Source organism: Actinoallomurus oryzae (assembly GCF_039541955.1).
Classification (GTDB): Bacteria; Actinomycetota; Actinomycetes; order Streptosporangiales; family Streptosporangiaceae; genus Actinoallomurus; species Actinoallomurus oryzae.
This window is the reverse complement of sequence record NZ_BAABHF010000017.1, coordinates 68,080-85,361: the sequence shown is the minus strand read 5'-3', so window position 1 is coordinate 85,361 and position 17,282 is coordinate 68,080. Positions and strand designations below refer to the sequence as shown.

At 69.8% G+C, this 17,282-nt stretch carries 12 protein-coding genes; 5 read left to right on the top strand and 7 right to left on the bottom strand.

The genetic code is table 11. The features are described 5' to 3' along the window. Positions 1–4 precede the first annotated feature (4 nt). The 3 genes from ABEA10_RS13220 to ABEA10_RS13210 all read left to right on the top strand — a co-directional run bounded on the left by ABEA10_RS13220 (position 5) and on the right by ABEA10_RS13210 (position 2,332). Positions 5–475, top strand: a complete 471-nt coding sequence (locus ABEA10_RS13220) for a carboxymuconolactone decarboxylase family protein (protein ID WP_345462455.1) — start codon at positions 5–7, stop codon at positions 473–475. Positions 476–629: 154 nt separating this feature from the next. After that, the gene (locus ABEA10_RS13215) at positions 630–1,148 is read left to right on the top strand and encodes a SigE family RNA polymerase sigma factor (RefSeq protein WP_345462452.1); all 519 of its coding nucleotides are present in this window, start codon (positions 630–632) and stop codon (positions 1,146–1,148) included. Beyond that, complete coding sequence (locus ABEA10_RS13210; RefSeq protein ID WP_345462449.1) at positions 1,145–2,332, top strand: hypothetical protein; 1,188 nt, start codon at positions 1,145–1,147, stop codon at positions 2,330–2,332. Before ABEA10_RS13215 ends, ABEA10_RS13210 begins: the two co-directional genes overlap by 4 nt. Positions 2,333–2,387: 55 nt before the next feature. On the opposite strand, the gene ABEA10_RS13205 is transcribed toward ABEA10_RS13210, so the two are convergent. Next, on the bottom strand, positions 2,388–3,506 hold the full coding sequence (locus tag ABEA10_RS13205; RefSeq protein ID WP_345462446.1) for a hypothetical protein: 1,119 nt from the start codon (positions 3,504–3,506) through the stop codon (positions 2,388–2,390). Between the two features lie 472 nt (positions 3,507–3,978). Here ABEA10_RS13205 and ABEA10_RS13200 point away from each other — a divergent pair, with 472 nt between their 5' ends. Continuing rightward, complete coding sequence (locus ABEA10_RS13200; protein WP_345462443.1) at positions 3,979–10,548, top strand: golvesin C-terminal-like domain-containing protein; 6,570 nt, start codon at positions 3,979–3,981, stop codon at positions 10,546–10,548. Between the two features lie 113 nt (positions 10,549–10,661). Beyond that, complete coding sequence (locus tag ABEA10_RS13195) at positions 10,662–11,126, top strand: Imm26 family immunity protein (protein ID WP_345462440.1); 465 nt, start codon at positions 10,662–10,664, stop codon at positions 11,124–11,126. A gap of 29 nt (positions 11,127–11,155) precedes the next feature. Here the strand turns inward: ABEA10_RS13195 and ABEA10_RS13190 are convergent, their stop codons facing one another. From ABEA10_RS13190 to ABEA10_RS13165, 6 genes are all read right to left on the bottom strand, one after another. Further along, positions 11,156–12,070: an aminoglycoside phosphotransferase family protein gene (locus tag ABEA10_RS13190; protein WP_345462437.1), complete on the bottom strand. Its 915-nt coding sequence runs from the start codon at positions 12,068–12,070 to the stop codon at positions 11,156–11,158. Positions 12,071–12,144: 74 nt separating this feature from the next. Further along, positions 12,145–12,696 carry a cysteine hydrolase family protein gene (locus tag ABEA10_RS13185; RefSeq protein ID WP_345462434.1) on the bottom strand — a complete coding sequence of 184 codons (552 nt, stop codon included), beginning with the start codon at positions 12,694–12,696 and terminating at the stop codon, positions 12,145–12,147. Positions 12,697–12,753: 57 nt separating this feature from the next. Further along, on the bottom strand, positions 12,754–14,157 hold the full coding sequence (locus tag ABEA10_RS13180) for an MFS transporter (protein ID WP_345462431.1): 1,404 nt from the start codon (positions 14,155–14,157) through the stop codon (positions 12,754–12,756). Continuing rightward, on the bottom strand, positions 14,157–14,603 hold the full coding sequence (locus ABEA10_RS13175) for a MarR family winged helix-turn-helix transcriptional regulator (RefSeq protein WP_345462428.1): 447 nt from the start codon (positions 14,601–14,603) through the stop codon (positions 14,157–14,159). The genes ABEA10_RS13180 and ABEA10_RS13175 overlap by 1 nt, the downstream gene beginning before the upstream one ends. A 150-nt stretch (positions 14,604–14,753) precedes the next feature. Further along, positions 14,754–15,416, bottom strand: coding sequence for an urease accessory protein UreG (gene ureG / locus ABEA10_RS13170; protein WP_345462425.1), 663 nt, complete (start codon positions 15,414–15,416; stop codon positions 14,754–14,756). 102 nt (positions 15,417–15,518) lie between these two features. Further along, the gene (locus tag ABEA10_RS13165) at positions 15,519–17,216 is read right to left on the bottom strand and encodes an urease subunit alpha (RefSeq protein WP_345462422.1); all 1,698 of its coding nucleotides are present in this window, start codon (positions 17,214–17,216) and stop codon (positions 15,519–15,521) included. Positions 17,217–17,282: the final 66 nt, after the last annotated feature.

Genomic DNA, 17,282 nt, shown 5'->3' with positions numbered 1-17,282 from the left:
CTTGATGAACGAACGAGAAGGGAAGACGAACCCGATGTCACGCATCAACCTCGCCGAGGTCGCGCCGGAGCTCTACCGTGCCTTCATCCACACCGAGACCGCCATCCGCAAGGGGCCGCTGGACCCCAAGGTGCGGGAGCTCGTCAAGATCCGCGCCTCGCAGATGAACGGCTGCCTGTTCTGCATCGACATGCACATCCACGAGGCGTTGGAACTCGGCGAGACCCACAACCGGGTGTTCCAGCTGAGCGCGTGGCGGGAGTCGAGGCTGTACTCCGAGGCCGAACGCGCGGCCCTGGCGTACGCCGAGGCGGCGACGGAGCTGCCCAGTGGAGTGTCGGACGAGGTCTGGAACGCGGTCACTGCGGCGTTCAAGCCGGAGGAGGTCGCGCAACTGGTGGGCCAGGTTGCGATGATCAACGCCTGGAACCGCATCGCCGCCCCGACGCACTCCGAGCCCCCGAACCGCGACTGACCCTCGCCGGACCGGCGAGAACAGCGCCCGACCCGCACCCGCGGTCGGGCGCTGTTCGCTGTCCGGGCGGATATACCGGAACAAGTGGCTCCACCGAGGCATAGCGGCGGCCACCTCCGAGGGTCTCAGGGGTGACAGCGATTCGGAGGTGGCGATGGACCCCGCGACGGAGCGGCAGTTCCGTGAGTTCATGGAGGAGAGATCGGCCGCGCTGATGCGCCTCGCGTACCTCCTGACCGGAGGTGACCAGCACGCGGCCGAGGACCTGCTCCAGACCGCGCTCAGCAAGACGGTGACGCGATGGGCCGCCGTGCGGAGCCCGGAGGCGTACGTACGCCAGGTGATGTACCGGCAGCAGGCGGACTTCTGGCAGAGCCGGTGGAGGCGGCGCGAGACCCACGTCTCCGTGCCCCCGGACGAGTCACGGCCCGACGACACGCCCGCGCTGGATCTACGGGTCGTCGTCAGCGAGGCCCTGACCCGGATCACGCCCCGGCAGCGGGCCGTGCTCGTCCTGCGGTTCTTCGAGGACCTGCCCGAAAAGGAGGTCGCGCGCCTGCTCGGCTGCAGTGTCGGCACGGTGCGCAGCACCACCCACCGCTCGCTCGCCCGGCTGCGCGAACTCGCCCCCGAACTCAACGACTCAGGCCACATCGAGGAGGTCGTACGGTGAACACCGAGACACAGATCAAGAACGCCTGCGCGCACCTGTCCGCCCGGGCCCAGGTGCCGGCCGACCTCACCGACCGTGTCCTCGGCGCCGCATCCGCGCCGCGGCGGCGGGTGCGGCGGTCCCTCGGGTACTCGCTCGCGGCCGGCGCGGCGGCGGTCCTCGTGGGGGCGGGAGCCGTGGCGGTGACCACGCAGGGATCGGCGCCGAAGCGGCCGGTGCAAACGATCGCCCCGGTGACCCTGTCCTCGGACACGTCCCTGCGGACCGATCTCGGCAGTACGTTCCCGCGCCACCTCGTCGCGGCCGGGCACACGGCCGTCGCCGCGTACTACACCGCGCACAAGGGGCCGTCGGGCGGCATCCGGCGCACGTGGTACCTGTACGACCCGGGTTCCGGAACGTATGAGAAGACGCCGTGGGCCTACCTCGACGTCGCGCCCGGCATGCACCAGGCGGCGGTGATCGAGGGCCCGTTGCCGGCACCCCGGATCGGCATCCTCGACCTGGCCACGCAGAAGGTCATCCGCTGGATCTCGATCGGGCAGAAGGTCGGCGGTGTGGCGTGGGCCCCGGACGGGCGACGGCTGGTGCTGACCGCGTACGCCAAGGACCCCGACGTGTTCAGCCCTCCCGTCGGCGGACCGGACGGCCCCGCGGGCTCACGGACCGGCTTCGCCGTGGTCGACAGCGCGACGGGGCGCGGCACGTTCCACGCGCTGCCCCCGCACCCGGGCACCATCGGCCCCCGCCAGGACCTCGGCTGGAGCCGGAGCGGCGCGCTGCTCTGGGCCCCGACCGAGACCGACCCCGCGAAGGTCTTCTACGACCTGAACGGACGGCCGCAGCCCGCCCCGGCGCACGAGGCCGACGCGATGGAGGAGGCCGGGCTCTCCCCGAACGGCAGGCTCCAGCCGAAGTTCGGGCCGAGGCCGGGCCCGGCCGTCACCATCAAGAACCTGACGACCGGCAAGACCGCGGCGATCCTGCCGATCGAGCAGGCGAAGGCCTGGGCCGATGACGGACGGCTGTTCGCGATCGGCTGCGCCGTGAAGAAGTGCACCGGAAAGGGGGAGTTCCACAACCGGCTCCTCCTGGTGACCCTCCACGGCAAGATCACACCCCTCACCGGATACCACCGGTCCGACAAGCTCGGCTCGTGGGTGCCGGTGTTCACCCACCGCTGAGCCGTCGTGGACGCTCCCGCCGCGCGCGTGCCGGGCACGCGCGCGGCGGAGGCCTTCACAGGATCGGGATGCAGATGAAGAGGATGCAGATCTTGCCGCCGTGACCGCCGCCGGACTCGGGTTCGGTGGGGTGCGAGACCACGTGCAGAGTCGGTGTGGTGCCGTTGCTCGGCTGGGTGATCACGAACAGCTTGGCCAGGTCCTTGGACCAGGTGATCCCGCGGGTGGCGACGACGTTGTCCGTGCTCCAGCCGGTGATGATGCGCACGGGCTGGCTTCCGCCGACCGGATACACCAGCACGCCCGTCGCGTTGTCGCTGTTCGTGCCGGGCGCGGCGGCGAGGTAGGCCTTGTCGGGGGAGACCGTGACGGCGTTCGGGTGGACCGCGGTGGCGTACGCGCCGTCGCGCGACAGGTCCTTGGTGGCGAAGGCCTCGACGTGGTCGCGTGAGCCGGAGGCGGTGAACATGGTGACGCCGTCGGAGGTGAGGCTGACGTCGTTGAGGTTGCTGCCGACGACCTCACCCGACGGGCCCGCGTTGAGCTTTCCGTCCTTCACGTCATAGACGTGCAGGTTGGAGAGGCTGAGGGTGAGCTGGCCGGCGACGACCGGGCCGGCGTCGCCGGGGGCGGAGGCCACGAGCGGCGCCCGGTCGAAGATCGCGTCGCCCTGCTGGTCGCCCTCCGGCGCGGGGTCGGTCGCGCTGGTGTCGAGCTTTCCGATCTTTCCTTGCCAGTCGTTCTCGCAGCCGTACCCGTACCAGAGGAGCGCGCCGGTGCGGGCGAGGTAGGTCGGGCAGCTCTGGGCGCCGGTCGAGTAGCGCGCGGTCTGCTCGAGCGTCGAGGTGTCGACCACCGAGATCCCGTCGCCCTGGGAGAGCGCGACGTACAGCTTGGTGCCGTCCGCGCTCAGCGCGAGCCCGTCGGCGCCCGGTTCGTTGTCGATGGTCTTCTTGACGCGGCCGTAGAAGTCCGTGACCACGATTCCGTTGCCGGTCGGGCCACTGCTGACGAACACATGCCCATGGGCGTCGTCCACGGCCATCGCCCCGTACCCCGGCAGTGGCAGCGAACTGCTCCCGCTGCTCGCGTACGCCGCCGGCGCGAGCGCCCCGAGCGTCGCCGCGGCGATCACTCCCGCAAAGAGTGCTCCGGCTCCCCGTCCAGGCTTCATCTTCTCTCCCCAGGCCTGCACCTATTCGCCGACCGCATTTTCGGCCGTGTCCGTGTCAGAAGCGTGGTACCGCGTCTGCTGCCCCCGGTTCGGTAAACGGTCACCGCGGTACTCACTCGGCCCACACCATAATGTTCGATCGCTTGCATCCAGCCCGGTGACCGCATGAGGTCACGCCATTACGAACGCGCCTCACCGGGCGAACGGGCGGCCTCCTCGGGCTTGCGAGGTCTCGTCCTCCCAGCTAGTGGGGCTAATACTCGCGTGTCGTCCGCGTGATCATTTGTGTACTGTCCGGATAAGGCCATACGCAGAGACTTTTCTTATTACTTTGCTCGCGGTTACCGTGCCCAGTGCGTCTGCCACCTGACCGACGCTGCGGGGGCTTGCCGCTCGGCGTGGTCGTAGGCAACGGGGGCTTTGGTCAACGTGCGGAATTAGCAGCGCCGGCCCATGGCCACGCTATTCCGGCATGCTCAGAGGGGATTTTGCCGTGCTGTCGCGCCGTGGTCTTCTGACATGGATTCGATTTCCCGCCGCCTTCATCCTGGCGGTGTGCCTGCCGGCGTCGGCGCTGGCGGCACCGGGCGCGCGGCCCACGCCGGTCCGCCAGGCGCTTCCGCAGGATCCGAAGTGCACCGCGCAGGCCGACCCGGCCGTGCCGGCGGCGAGCAAGGGCCAGGCGCCCGCGCCCCGGAGGTTCGTCGCGGCGCTGACCAGGCCGGGCGCCGCCGCGAAGGTCTCCGCGAAGGCGGACGCGACCACGGGCGCGTACGCGGCGCCGGACACGCCGCAACGCATGGTTCCGGGCGAGACGTACACGGTGAAGGTCACCCTCACCAACGTCACGGACACGGCGTGGACCGCGGCGGACCAGGCGTTGTCGTACCACTGGACACTGCCGGACGGCACGGACATCTCCGATTCGTCGAACCAGCAGCGCACCGCACTTCCCGGTGATATCGCCCCGCACGCGTCGGCGACGGTCGAGGCCAAGGTCACCGCGCCGTCGAAACCGTCGGCCGATTCACGTCGCGCATTGACGCTGAAGTGGGATCTCTACGATTCCCCGGACCGGAGCTGGCTGTCGCGAACGGCGAACGTCGCGACGCTGGACCAGCAGATCACGGTCGATGAGCCGACGTCGGGCCAGCTCGGCCTGGAAAGCTTCTACCAGTACTCCGGAATACCGGCGGGCGCCGGATCGAGCCTGGTCGTCAACCAATCCTCGGGCAACGCGGTATTCGGCTACAACGCCTTCGCGAACCCGAGCCGGGGCCTGGCCACATTCGTCCGGCTGACCTACAACAGCCGGGACACGTCCAATTCCTACGCCGGCTATGGCTGGTCGGTCGCGACCTCGACGCTTTCGCGGCTGGGCACGCCGTTGCGGTTCGACGGTCTGGCGGCGCCCGGCTGGCCGCAGCGGGTGACCTACACCGACGGCGACGGCACCGACCACACGTTCACCCTCGACAGGCACGACAGCGGTGACACGAGCACGTGGTCGTACTACTCGCCCGCCGGCGTGCACCTGTACCTGCGGAAGGTCGACGGTGGCTGGTCGATGACGAGCCCGGACCGCACGCAGGCGCTCTTCGACGGCAACGGCTACCAGACCGCGACCGTCGACAAGAACGGCAACCGGATGACGTTCGAGTACCAGCCGGCGGTGATCGGCGGGCACTCGGTCGAGGCGCTGACCGACATCGTGGACGCCACCGGCCGCCGTACGCTCACCTTCGACTACGCCCAGCCCGGCGACCGGGTCACGGTCTTCCACGGCAAAGCCGAGAAGACCCTCGACCACCTCGCCGACGCCGACGTCGTCGGCCGGCTCCTCTCGATGACCGACATCGCCGGTCGCAAGATCACCTTCACGTACGGCGACGACGGGCTGCTGCGGCAGATCACCGACGGCGCCGGCGGCGACCAGCCGAAGAACTTCGCCTTCGTCTATGACCAGGGCAGGCTGACCAAGGTCACCGACCCGGTCGGCCACTCCTCCACCCTGACGTACGGCGACGGCGAGCGCCTGACGCAGCTGACCGACCGGCGTGGCAAGCCGACCGGCTTCTCCTACGGCGCGCCGGACCACGGCAACGGCGACCAGACCACGTCGACGGTCACCGACGCGAACGGGCACGCGACCCGCTACGTCATCGACGCCTACGGCCGCCCGACCCGGATGACCGACGCGAAGTCGGAGAACACGCAGCTGTCCTGGGACGCCGACAACAACGTCGTGAAGATGGTGGAGGACAACGGCGCGACCACCACCTGGCGGTACGACCCCAAGACCGGGTACCCCCTGGAGATCCGCGACGCCGAGGCCAACCGGCACGACTACCCCGGTACGGTCCTGGCCTACAACACCGGGCTGGACGGGCACATCGCCGACCTGGTCGGCAAGACCAGCTCCGAGGGCCGCAAGTGGGTCTTCGGCTACGACGACCACGGCAACCTGATCTCCGTCACCGACCCCAAGGGCTCCGACGACCCGACCGAGGGCGACTACACCACGCGCTACACCTACGACGGGTACGGCCAGCTCGTCACGGTCACGGACGCCAACGGGCACTCCACCAAGTACGGCGACTACGACCCCAGCGGCTACCCGCGCACGACCACCGATCCGTTCGGCTGCCGCACGGTCAACCAGTACGACGTCACCGGCAACGTGGTGCTCGTCACCGACGCGAACAACCACACCGGCACGTACAGCTACGACCTGTTCAAGCGTCCGCTCAGCAGCAGGGTGCCCAAGGACGCGGCGAAGAACCAGTACATCGTCACGCCCGGCCCGCGCTACGACGCCAATGACAACGTGCTGCAGTCCACCGCCCCGAACGGCGCGGTCACCACGACGCACTACGACGCCGACGACAACGTCGTCGCCGTCACCGCGCCCAAGGACAGCCTGAACGGGCCCAACCGCACCGGCACGTTCACCTACGACGCCGTCGGCAACGTCCTGCGGTCGACCGAACCGGACGGCACGCTGACGAGCGACCCGGACGACTACACCACGACCTTCACCTACGACGCCCTCGACCGGGTGGTCGCCAGCACCGACGCCGCCGGTCACCGCACCACCACCGACTACGACGACGTCGGGAACACCACCAAGACGGTCGACCCGCGTAAGAACGCGACTCCCGACCCGAACGACTTCACCGCCAAGTACACCTACGACCTGAACCACCAGCCGATCTCGGTGACCGACGCCACGGGTCACACCAAGACGACCGGCTACGACCACGACGGCCTGCGGGTCTCCTCCACCGACGAGGACGGCAACAAGACGCTCTACACGCTGGACGAGCGCGGAGCGGTCACCCAGGTCAAGGTCCCGCACGCGAAGTCCGGCGACTCGATCACCTACGACGTCACCAAGTACACCTATGACCAGGTCGGCAACCAGACGTCGGAGATCTCGCCGCGCGGAGTGGCCTCCGGCCGGGACGACGCGTTCACCACGCAGACCGTCTACGACGCGCTGAACCGGGTCAAGACGCAGAAGTCCGCGTACGACCCGAAGGACACGCAGTACGACAAGCCCGCCGAGACGTATTACGGCTACGACAAGGTCGGCAACCTGGCCGAGGTCAGCGCGCCGCCGTCCAGCGGGCAGACGCTCCGCAACGTCACCGGCTACACCTACTACGACAACGGCTGGACGAAGACCAGCACGGATCCGTGGTCGATCCAGACCAGCTACGACTACAACGAGCTCGGCCTGCAGACCTCCCGGACCATCACCTCCGCCGGTGGTTCCTCGTCCCGGACCATGGGCTGGGACTACTACCCCGACGGCAAGATCAAGGCGCGTAACGACGACGGTGTGCCGGTCGGCAAGGCGGTCGCGCTGGTCGACGACTCCGACACTCAGAACGTCGCCGCGGTCGGCAACTGGCCGGCCTCCGACGACGGCACCGGCTACCAGGGCTACGACTACCAGACCCACGCCGCGGACGGCAGCGCCGACTCCTTCACCTGGAACCCGACGATCCCCGAGGACGGCACCTACGAGGTGTTCGTCTCCTACCCGGAGGTCGCCGGGGCGGCGACGGACGCCTCGTACACCATCACCCACGACGGCGCCACGTCGAAGAAGACCGTCGACCAGACCAAGAACACCGGCACCTGGGTGTCGCTGGGGTCCTACTCCTTCTCCCGGGACGGCGACGGGCAGAAGGTCGGCCTCGCCGCGGGCGGCGGCGGCACGGTGGTCGCCGACGCGGTCAAGCTCGTACGCGACAACTCCGGCGACACCGACAACGAGAAGACCGCCTTCACCTACACCTACGACGCCAACGGGACGCTCACCGACCTGACGGACGACAGCCCGGGCGCCCGCGTCGACGACTACGCCGCCACATACGACGGTGTGGGCCGGCTGATCACGCTGAAGGAGAAGAAGTCCGGCTCGGTCGTGGGCACCACCGCCTTCACCTACGACGCCGACGGCAACACGGTCAGCACCACCCGGGGCGACCGGGTCTCCACGTTCGAGTACGACACGCGGGACCTGCTCGCCAAGGTGACGGCCAAGCAGAGCGCCGACGACGCCTCCCCGAAGGTCACCACGTTCACCTGGACGCCCGGCGGCCAGGTCGACACCGAGACCAAGGCGAACGGGAACAAGGTCACCTCCTCCTACTTCCTGGACGGGGCGCTCCAGCACCAGGAGGAGACCAAGCCCGACGGCACGACCACGGTCGCCGAGCACACCTACACCTACGACCCGAACGGCAACCAGACCAAAGACGTCTCCAGGACGCAGAACGCCGACGACCACTCGTCGTACCTGAACCGCACCACGGACACGAGCTACACCCCGCGCGACCAGGTCGCCGAGGTGACCAAGACCGGCGGCGGGACGTCGGAGTCCTACACCTACGACGACAACGGCAACGTGATCTCGCAGAAGTCCGGCGGATCCACCACCACGTCGAAGTACGACCGGGACCGGTTGCAGTCCACCACCGTCGGCGGGATCTCCTCCTCCTACGACTACGACCCGTTCGGACGCCTGGACTCGATCACGACCGCGGGCAACACGGTCCAGCGCTACACCTATGACGGCTTCGACCACATCGCCTCGGAGCGCAAGAAGTCCGGCAACGGGTTCGTCACCACCGACATCGCCTACGACCCGTTCGACCGGACCGTCTCCAAGACCGAGAACGCCGGCACCGGCAACGCCAAGACCACGGTCTTCGACTACCTGGCGACCTCGAACGCCGTCGTCGACGAGAAGGTCGACGGCAAGGTCACCAAGTCCTACGACTACTCCCCGTGGGGTGAACGGCTCTCCCAGATCGTCCACAAGTCCGACGGGTCGCAGGAGCCGACGTACTACACCTACAACTCCCACTCGGACGTCCAGGCGGTCACGGACGCGAACGGCGACACCAAGTCGACCTACGGCTACACCGCTTACGGCGCCGACGACTCGAGCCAGGACACCGGAGCGGACAAGCCCGGCTCGGGCTCCTCGACCGAGCCGTACAACGCCTACCGCTACAACGCCGACCGCGTCGACGGCTCGACCGGCACGTACGACATGGGCTTCCGGACCTACGACCCGGGCCTGAACCGCTTCCTCACCCGCGACCTTTACAACGGCGCGCTCGACGACCTGGCGCTCGTGTCGAACCCGTTCACCGGCAACCGGTACGCGTTCGGCGGCGGCAACCCGTTCTCCAACATCGAGATCGACGGGCACGGATGGCTGTCCGACCTCGGGCACGCGGCCCTGGACGTGGCCGGGATGATCCCCGTCGTCGGCGCGGTCGCCGACGTCGCCAACGGGGCCTGGTACGCGGCCGAGGGCGACTACCTGGACGCGGGCCTGTCATTCGCCGGCGCGATCCCCGTGATCGGCGACGCCGCGCTGGGCGCCCGCTACGCGATCAAGGGCGCGAAGTACGCGGAGGAGGGCGTCGAGGCGGCACGCGCGGTCAAGAACGGCGTGCACGCGGCCGAAGACGTCAAGGCCGGCGCGAAGGCCGTCGAGGCCGGTGGCGACGCGGTCAAGGGCGGCCGCACGGCCGCCAAGGGAACGACGGCGGCCGAGGACGCGCAACGAGCCGCGGCGGCACGAAAACTGGCCGCGGAAAGAGCCGCCGCGGAGCGCGAGGCCCGCGCGGAGGCGGCCGCCGCGGAGAAGGCCGAGGCCGAGGGAGCGGAGCAGGCGGAGAAGGCCGCCCAGAAGGCGACCTGTCCGATCCCCAACAGCTTCACTCCCGACACCCGTGTGCTGATGGGTGACGGGACGACCAAGCCGATCAAGGACGTGAAGGTCGGTGACCACGTCCAGTCCACCGACCCGGCGACCGGCAAGACGACGTCTCGCACGGTGACCGGCCTGATCACCACCACGGGTACGAAACACCTCGTCGACATCACCGTCGGGACCACCACGAGGAGCTCGATCGGCGCCAAGGCGCAGGGGCGGGACCGTGCGGTGTCGGTCGGCCAGGGTGGCCACCTGGTCGCCACCGACCACCACCCCTTCTGGGTGGCCGACCAGCACCGCTGGCTGGACGCCGGGCAGTTGCGTCCCGGGATGTGGCTGAGGACCTCATCCGGCACCTATGTCCAGATCTCGGCGGTCCGCCAGTTCACGCGCTTCTTCCAGAGCGTCAACAACCTCAGCGTCGAGACGAGCCACGACTACTACGTGGAGGCCGGGAACACTCCGGTTCTCGTCCATAACACGGCACCCGTTCCCCCTCCTGCGGGTGTCGTCTACCTCCGCACCGACCTCAGCACCGGCGAGGAGTACGTCGGGCAGGCGAAGAGCTGGACGCGTTATCTGGAGAGGCAGACGGAGCACGCCAGGGATTTCCCGCACACGACCTTTGATTTCGATGTTCTCGGCCGTGCGAACCCTGGAACGGATTTGGATGTTCTGGAGGAAAGCTGGATACGCGCCGGCGGTGGAAAGGCCTCCGTTCCCGGGAGCGTCCTTACCAACAAGCGGGTGCAGATGAGCGACAAGCGTTACAAGGCCGCCGGGGGAACCGTGTGCTAGGGCCGGTTGGGCGGCGCTGAACCCGGCCACCGCATGTCCCGTGTTCGAGGGCCATGCGGTGGCCGCATGTCGAGGATAGGATCGAAGGCCGTGCGATCTGTGTGGGAGTTCCGGTGAGGTATCGCAAGAACGACATCTTCTTGATTCCCGCGGGACCGGGAATCGTGGTGTGCGGGCGCGCCGTGATGAAGCTGGGCACGAACATACTGGTCGCGATCTACATGTCCGACGCGGAGTCGGTTGACGCCGTCGATCTGAAAGCTCTGGTGGAGTCGCCGCCGGTCTTCCTCGTCGAGACCATGGATCTGCGCATCAGGGACGGCAGCTGGGCGATGATCGGTAACGCGAAGCCGTCGGTTGAAATCCCGATCCCGGTGTACAAGACGCAGTTGGAGTTCGGCGGCGATTTCTACGTACAGGAGATCGACGGGACGATCGGTAAGCGTTTGACCTCCGATGAGGCGGCTTCGCTGAGAAGGCAGAAATCATACTCGCCGGCCGCCGTGGAGCAGGCCGTCCGTGCCTTCCGCGGGCTTGATGAATGGCTTCCGCAGTTCGATGAGATGCGGTTCTCCTGAGGTCACGATGAGATGCGGTTCTCCTGAGGTCACTCGGCCAGGTGGTCGGCGGTGGTGAGCATCTGGCGGGCCGCGGGCTGGAGGTCGATCGCGGTGGCCAGCAGGCCCGTCGCGACGCGTTCGATGGTGCCCCACTCCCAGATGGCCTCCGCGTTCAGATCGTGGCGGCGGGCGAGCCATCGGGCGCGTTCGCGGGGGTCGCCGGTGAGGAGTTCGACCGGGTCCTCGCGCATCAGGATGCCCAGGTCGTACTCCGGCTCGGCCAGGAGGCCGTCCGGGTCGACCAGTTTGAAGCCGCCGTCCGCTTCGAGGGCGTTCCACTGGTGTACGTCGCCGTGGACGAGCACCGCGCGTTCGTCGTCGTGGGCCTCGATGCGGCGGCGTGCGCAGGCGAGGGCGTGGGCGACGGTGCGTTCGGCGCACGGGCGGTCGAGGGCCTCCCACGTCCGCTCGACGTAGTCGATCAGCCATCGGCCCTTGGTGGCGCCGGTGGGCAGGCCGCAGTCGGGCGCCGGGCGCCAGACCCGGGCGGCGGCCGCCGACAGGATCTCCTGCCGGCGGCGGAGGGGGAGTGCGAGCCGGACCAGCGGGCGGCCGAGGCGTTCGAGCAGCAGCGCGCCCCGCTCGGGATCCGCGCGCAGCAGGCGGACGCAGCCTTGCCCGCCGGTCAGGCGCAGCACGGTGATCTCGTGCCGGGCCGCCTCGGCGACGCGTGGAACGCACAGCTTCAGCACGGCGGGCGTGCCGTCGTGAAGCGTGGCCTCGGCCACGAGCGCCTCGGTCGCGTCCGGATAGGCCGTGCCCACGCCGATGGACCACTCCCGCGAGAGGCCCGCGACCAGAGACGGAAGGTCGCCAAGCCACCGCGTGGCCCCGGCCGCCAGCGCCTTGTTCCGTACGACCTCCGGGACGCGCCCACACCAGGCGACGCTGGACTCGCTCATGTGCCGGACCGTAGGCCGGATGCGCGCGCGCCGCACCTCATTATCCGGACCCGGCTCCCCGGCGGAGACGCCGGTCAGGTGAGGGTCTTGGCCCACTCGTCGATGGTGACGACGTCGGCCTGGCGAGGGAAGACCTTCTCCGTCAGCAGGCGGTGGACCTCCGGGTCGGGGTCGTGGCAGGCGTCGGACAGGACGGTGAGGCGGTAGTCCAGGTCCGCGGCCTGGCGCAGGGTGGACAGCACGACGCCGCTGGTGGCGACGCCGGTCAGGACGAGGTGCTCGATCCCGTGGGTGCGCAGGACCAGTTCCAGGTCGCTGCCCGCGAACGCGCTGACGCGTTTCTTGGTGATCACGGGCTCGTCCGGCCGGGGTGCGACGGCGTCGTGGATGGCGCTGTTCGGGTCGTCGTCGGTGAAGACGTCGGGCGGAAGGGCGCCGAAGGCCTTGTTGCGGTCGTGCGCCTTCCGCTGGCCGGCGCGGAACCCGATGACCACGTGCAGGACGGGGACGCCCGCGTCACGGGCGGCGGCGACCGCGCGGGCCGCGCGGGTCGCGTAGTCCGGGTCCGCGACGCGGTTCATGATGCCTTGCTGAACGTCCATCACGAGCAGGGATGTGTCGCTCATGGATGCCTTTCCGGTGGATGGTGATCATCGACGCCTCGCGCAGGAGCGCGGGGCGGGTCAGTGTGGCCGCGCCGCACCGCCGATCCGGCGCAGCGAACGGTCGGCGACGGTGATGGCCAGGAACAGGGCCGAGACGGCGAGCATGAACCAGGCCAGGTGGTGCAGACCGGTCGTGTCGGCGCGCCGGGGGAAGAAGGCGCCGGTGGCGGCGGACGACACGATCGCGCCGAGGTACATGAAGGTGCGCAGCAGTCCGGCGGAGGAGGCCATGCGCACCGGGTCCGCCTGGTGGTAGACGGAGTTCTGCAGGGCGAGGCTGTTCAGCCCCTGCGGGACGCCGAAGACGAGCGCGACCGCGACGAGCAGCCAGATCGCGCTGTGGGACCCGAACGCGGTCAGGAGCGCGCAGGCGGCGAGCTGGCAGGCGGCGCCGACGAGGAGCTTGCCGCGGATCTCCCGGCGGCGGCCGGTGGTGGTCGAGACGAGGATCCCGGTCAGGAACAGCGGCAGCTGCATGAGCCCGGCCTGGGACGACGACAGGCCGCGTCCCTGCTCCAGCCACTGCGTGTAGCCGTACAGGAAGGAGTAGGAGACGACGTAGGCCAGGAGCGCGCGGGCGTAGGTGGCCAGCAGGGGCAGGTTTCCGCCGAGCACCCGCAGGTCGATGAACGGCTCCGCCCGACGCAGCTCGACGAACGCGAAGGCGGCCGCCGCGAGTACGGTCACCGCCGGCAGGTACCAGTAGGTGGCCCCCGGGTTCATCAGGAAGAGCAGCAGCGAGACGAGCATCGCGGCGAACAGCGCCATGCCCGGAAGGTCCAGCCCCGACCGCTCGTGCGGCCCGCGTTCCGGCCGTGGCGTCCTGGGCAGCCACAGCAGACCCATGGCCACACCGGCGACGGACAGCGGGATGTTGACGGCGAAGGTCGTGCGCCACCCGCCCAGGCCGATCAGCAGGCCGCCCAGGGTGGGGCCGATGACGGCGATGGTCTGGCTGGACACCGCGAGCGCGGTCAGGACTCCGGCCGGGCTGTCCCGGCCGGTCCGCTCGGCCTCGCGGCGGATGAGCGCCATCGCGGCCGGATAACCGGAGCACGTGCCGAACCCCAGCAGGACCCGCGCGACGACCAGCACGCCCAGATTGGGCGCCAGCAGGCCGACCAGCCCGGCGATGCCGGTGAGGGAGGTGCCGGCGAGGAAGAGGAGGCGTGGGCCGTACAGGTCGATCAGCCGGCCCACCACGGGCTGGCCGATCGACGTGGCCAGGTAGAGAGCGGAGACCAGCCACGCCGTCTGCGACGGCGGTGCGCCGAGCGCGGCGCCGATCGGCACCAGCGCGACCGCGATGATCGAGGAGTTGATCGGATTCAGTATCGAACCCAAGATCATCGGGGTGAGCAGCCGGCGGTCGAACGCCTCCGGTGAGCCGGTCTGGAAGTGCTGCGTGACTCTCGTGCTCATCAACGCACGAGCCGGTCGAGAAGCGCCATCGCCTCCAGGATGGTCGCGCGCTCGCGCTCGTCGCAGCCGTCCTGCAGGGCCCGGGCCAGCCATTCCTCGCCCGCGCGCCGCTTGTCCTCCAGGAACGCGCGTCCGCCGTCGGTCGGCGAGACGAGCTGACGACGCCCGTCGCCCGGGTCGGGCCTTCGCTGGATCAGGCCGCGCTCCTCCAGCACCGCGAGCGTCGCGGCCATCGACTGCGGGCGGACCCGCTCGGCGGCGGCCAGGTCGCTCGCCGACGCGGGCCCCTCCTTGCTCAGCCGGCTGAGCGCCGAGGTCTGCGACGGCGTGAGCCCCTCGTTGTCGTAGGACTCCTTCAGCCGGCGGCGCAGGCGGCTGAACACCGTCCGAACCTCGTGCGCCGCACGGACGGCCGATTCCGCGACCTCCGCGTTGATCTCGCTCATTTCGCCCACGATAGATCCTTCAGTCTGGACTGTCCAGTTGAGCCTGTGCAGTTCAGGCTGCCGGATCGACGCCGCAGCGCGGCAGGGCTCCACTTCCGCGACACCACCGACTTCGGCGTGTTCTCCCACCTCGACCCGTCGAGGTGAAGGTCACGCCGGGGTCCGCTCTCGTACGACGGTCCGCACCCAGCCGGCGACCTCCGGAACGTCCGGCGACTCGCGCAGTGACGTGAACGCGATCGGCAGGCCGCCGCGTACGCGCTCGGCGTCGCGGGCCATCACGCCGAGGTCGGCACCGACCAGCGGGGCGAGGTCGGTCTTGTTCACCACCAGCAGGTCGGCCGTTGTCACGCCGGGCCCGCCCTTGCGCGGCACCTTGTCGCCGCCGGACACGTCCAGCACGAAGATCTGCCGGTCGGCCAGCCCGCGGCTGAACGTCGCGGTCAGGTTGTCGCCGCCGCTCTCGATGATGACCAGGTCAAGGGGGCCGTGGCGTTCTTCCAGCAGTTCGACCGCGTCGAGGTTGGCCGAGATGTCGTCGCGGATCGCCGTGTGCGGGCAGCAACCGGTGCGGACCGCCTCGATCCGGTCGTCGTCCAGCACCGCGTTCCGGCGCAGGAAGTCGGCGTCCTCGGTCGTGTAGATGTCGTTGGTGACCACGGCCAGGTCGAACTCGTCGCGGAGCAGGCGGCACAGCGCGGCGGTCAGCGCCGTCTTGCCGCTGCCGACCGGCCCGCCGACGCCGAGCCGGAGCGCCCGGTCCGGTCGTCCTGGCGCAGGCCGGCGTGACTCGGAGCTGTGGTCGAGTCCCATGGCGATACCCCCTGATCTCAGGAATTCGAACAGGCGCGGTCGGCCTGCCGCTGCGGTTCTGCGCGTCGCCGCGATCAGGCAGGAGGAGCAGCGCGGCGTCCATCAGAACAGGAAGTACCGCTGGGCCATCGGCAGCTCGGCCGCGGGCGCCGGCTCGATCTCGTCGCCGTCGACGGTCACGGTGAACGTGTCCGGATCGACCTCGATCTCGGGCAGCGCGTCGTTGAGCGGCATGTCCGCCTTGCCCAGCCGCCGGGTGTCGCCGACCGCGACGAGTCGCCGGCGTACGGCGAGCCGGTCGGCCAGCCCGTCGTCCAGGGCGGCGGGCGCGACGAAGTGCACCGAGGTCGCGGGCGCCGCCGTGGCGCCCCACATCGGCCGCGGGAACACCGGCTGCGGCGTCGGGATCGAGGCGTTCGCGTCCCCCATCCGGCCCCAGGCGATCATGCCGCCCTTCAGCACCACGTGCGGCCGTACGCCGAAGAAGGCCGGGTCCCACAGCACCAGGTCGGCGAGCTTGCCCACCTCCACCGAGCCGACCTCCGCGTCGAGGCCGTGTGCGATCGCCGGGCAGATCGTGTACTTGGCGACATAGCGCCGGGCGCGCAGGTTGTCGTCGAGCCCGCCGCGGCGCCCCTTCATCACGTGCGCGGTCTGCCAGGTGCGGAGCACGGTCTCGCCGATGCGGCCCATGGCCTGGGAGTCCGAGCCGATCATCGAGATCGCGCCCAGGTCGTGCAGGACGTCCTCGGCCGCCATGGTCGTCGGGCGGATCCGCGACTCGGCGAACGCCAGGTCCTCCGGCACCGACGGGTCGAGGTGGTGGCACACCATGAGCATGTCGAGGTGCTCGTCGAGCGTGTTCACCGTGTGCGGCCGGGTCGGGTTGGTCGAGGACGGCAGGACGTTCGGGTGCGCCGCGACCGTGATGATGTCCGGGGCGTGCCCGCCGCCCGCGCCCTCGGTGTGGTACGCGTGGATCGACCGGCCGCCGACGGCGTTCAGCGTCGACTCGACGTGCCCGGCCTCGTTGAGGGTGTCGGTGTGCAGCGCCACCTGCACGCCGGAGGCGTCGGCGACGCGCAGGCACGCGTCGATCGCGGCCGGGGTCGACCCCCAGTCCTCGTGCAGCTTGAACCCGGACGCGCCGCCGCGCAGCGCCTCCCACATGGCCTCCTCCGAGACCGTGTTGCCCTTGCCGAGCAGTGCGACGTTGACCGGGTACGGGTCCATCGCCTCCAGCATCCGGGCCAGGTACCACGAACCGGGTGTCACGGTCGTCGCCTTGGTGCCCTCGGCGGGTCCGGTGCCGCCGCCGACGAGCGTCGTCACCCCGGCGCCCAGCGCCTCCGCGACGAGCTGCGGGCAGATCAGGTGAACGTGGGAGTCGACCGCCCCGGCGGTGAGGATCTTGCCGTTGCCGGCCAGGATCTCGGTGGACGGCCCGATCACCAGGTCCGGGTGCACCCCGTCCATCGTGTCCGGGTTGCCGGCCTTGCCGATCGCGGCGATCCGGCCGTCGCGCACCCCCACGTCGGCCTTGACGACGCCCCAGTGGTCCAGCACCACGACGCCGGTGATCACCAGGTCGGGCGCGCCCTCCGCGCGGGTGGCGACCCCCTGACCCATCGACTCGCGGATGACCTTGCCGCCGCCGAACACCACCTCGTCGCCCGCGCCCGCCCCGCGGCTCCGGTCCTCGGTGACCTCGATGAACAGGTCGGTGTCGGCCAGGCGCACGCGGTCGCCCGCGGTCGGCCCGTACAGCCGGGCGTAGCGCTCACGCGAGATCTCGGTCATGGCGCGGCCCGCGTACGACCCGGCGCGCGGCGAGCGGGAGCGACCACGGGGACCGTGTCCTCGGTT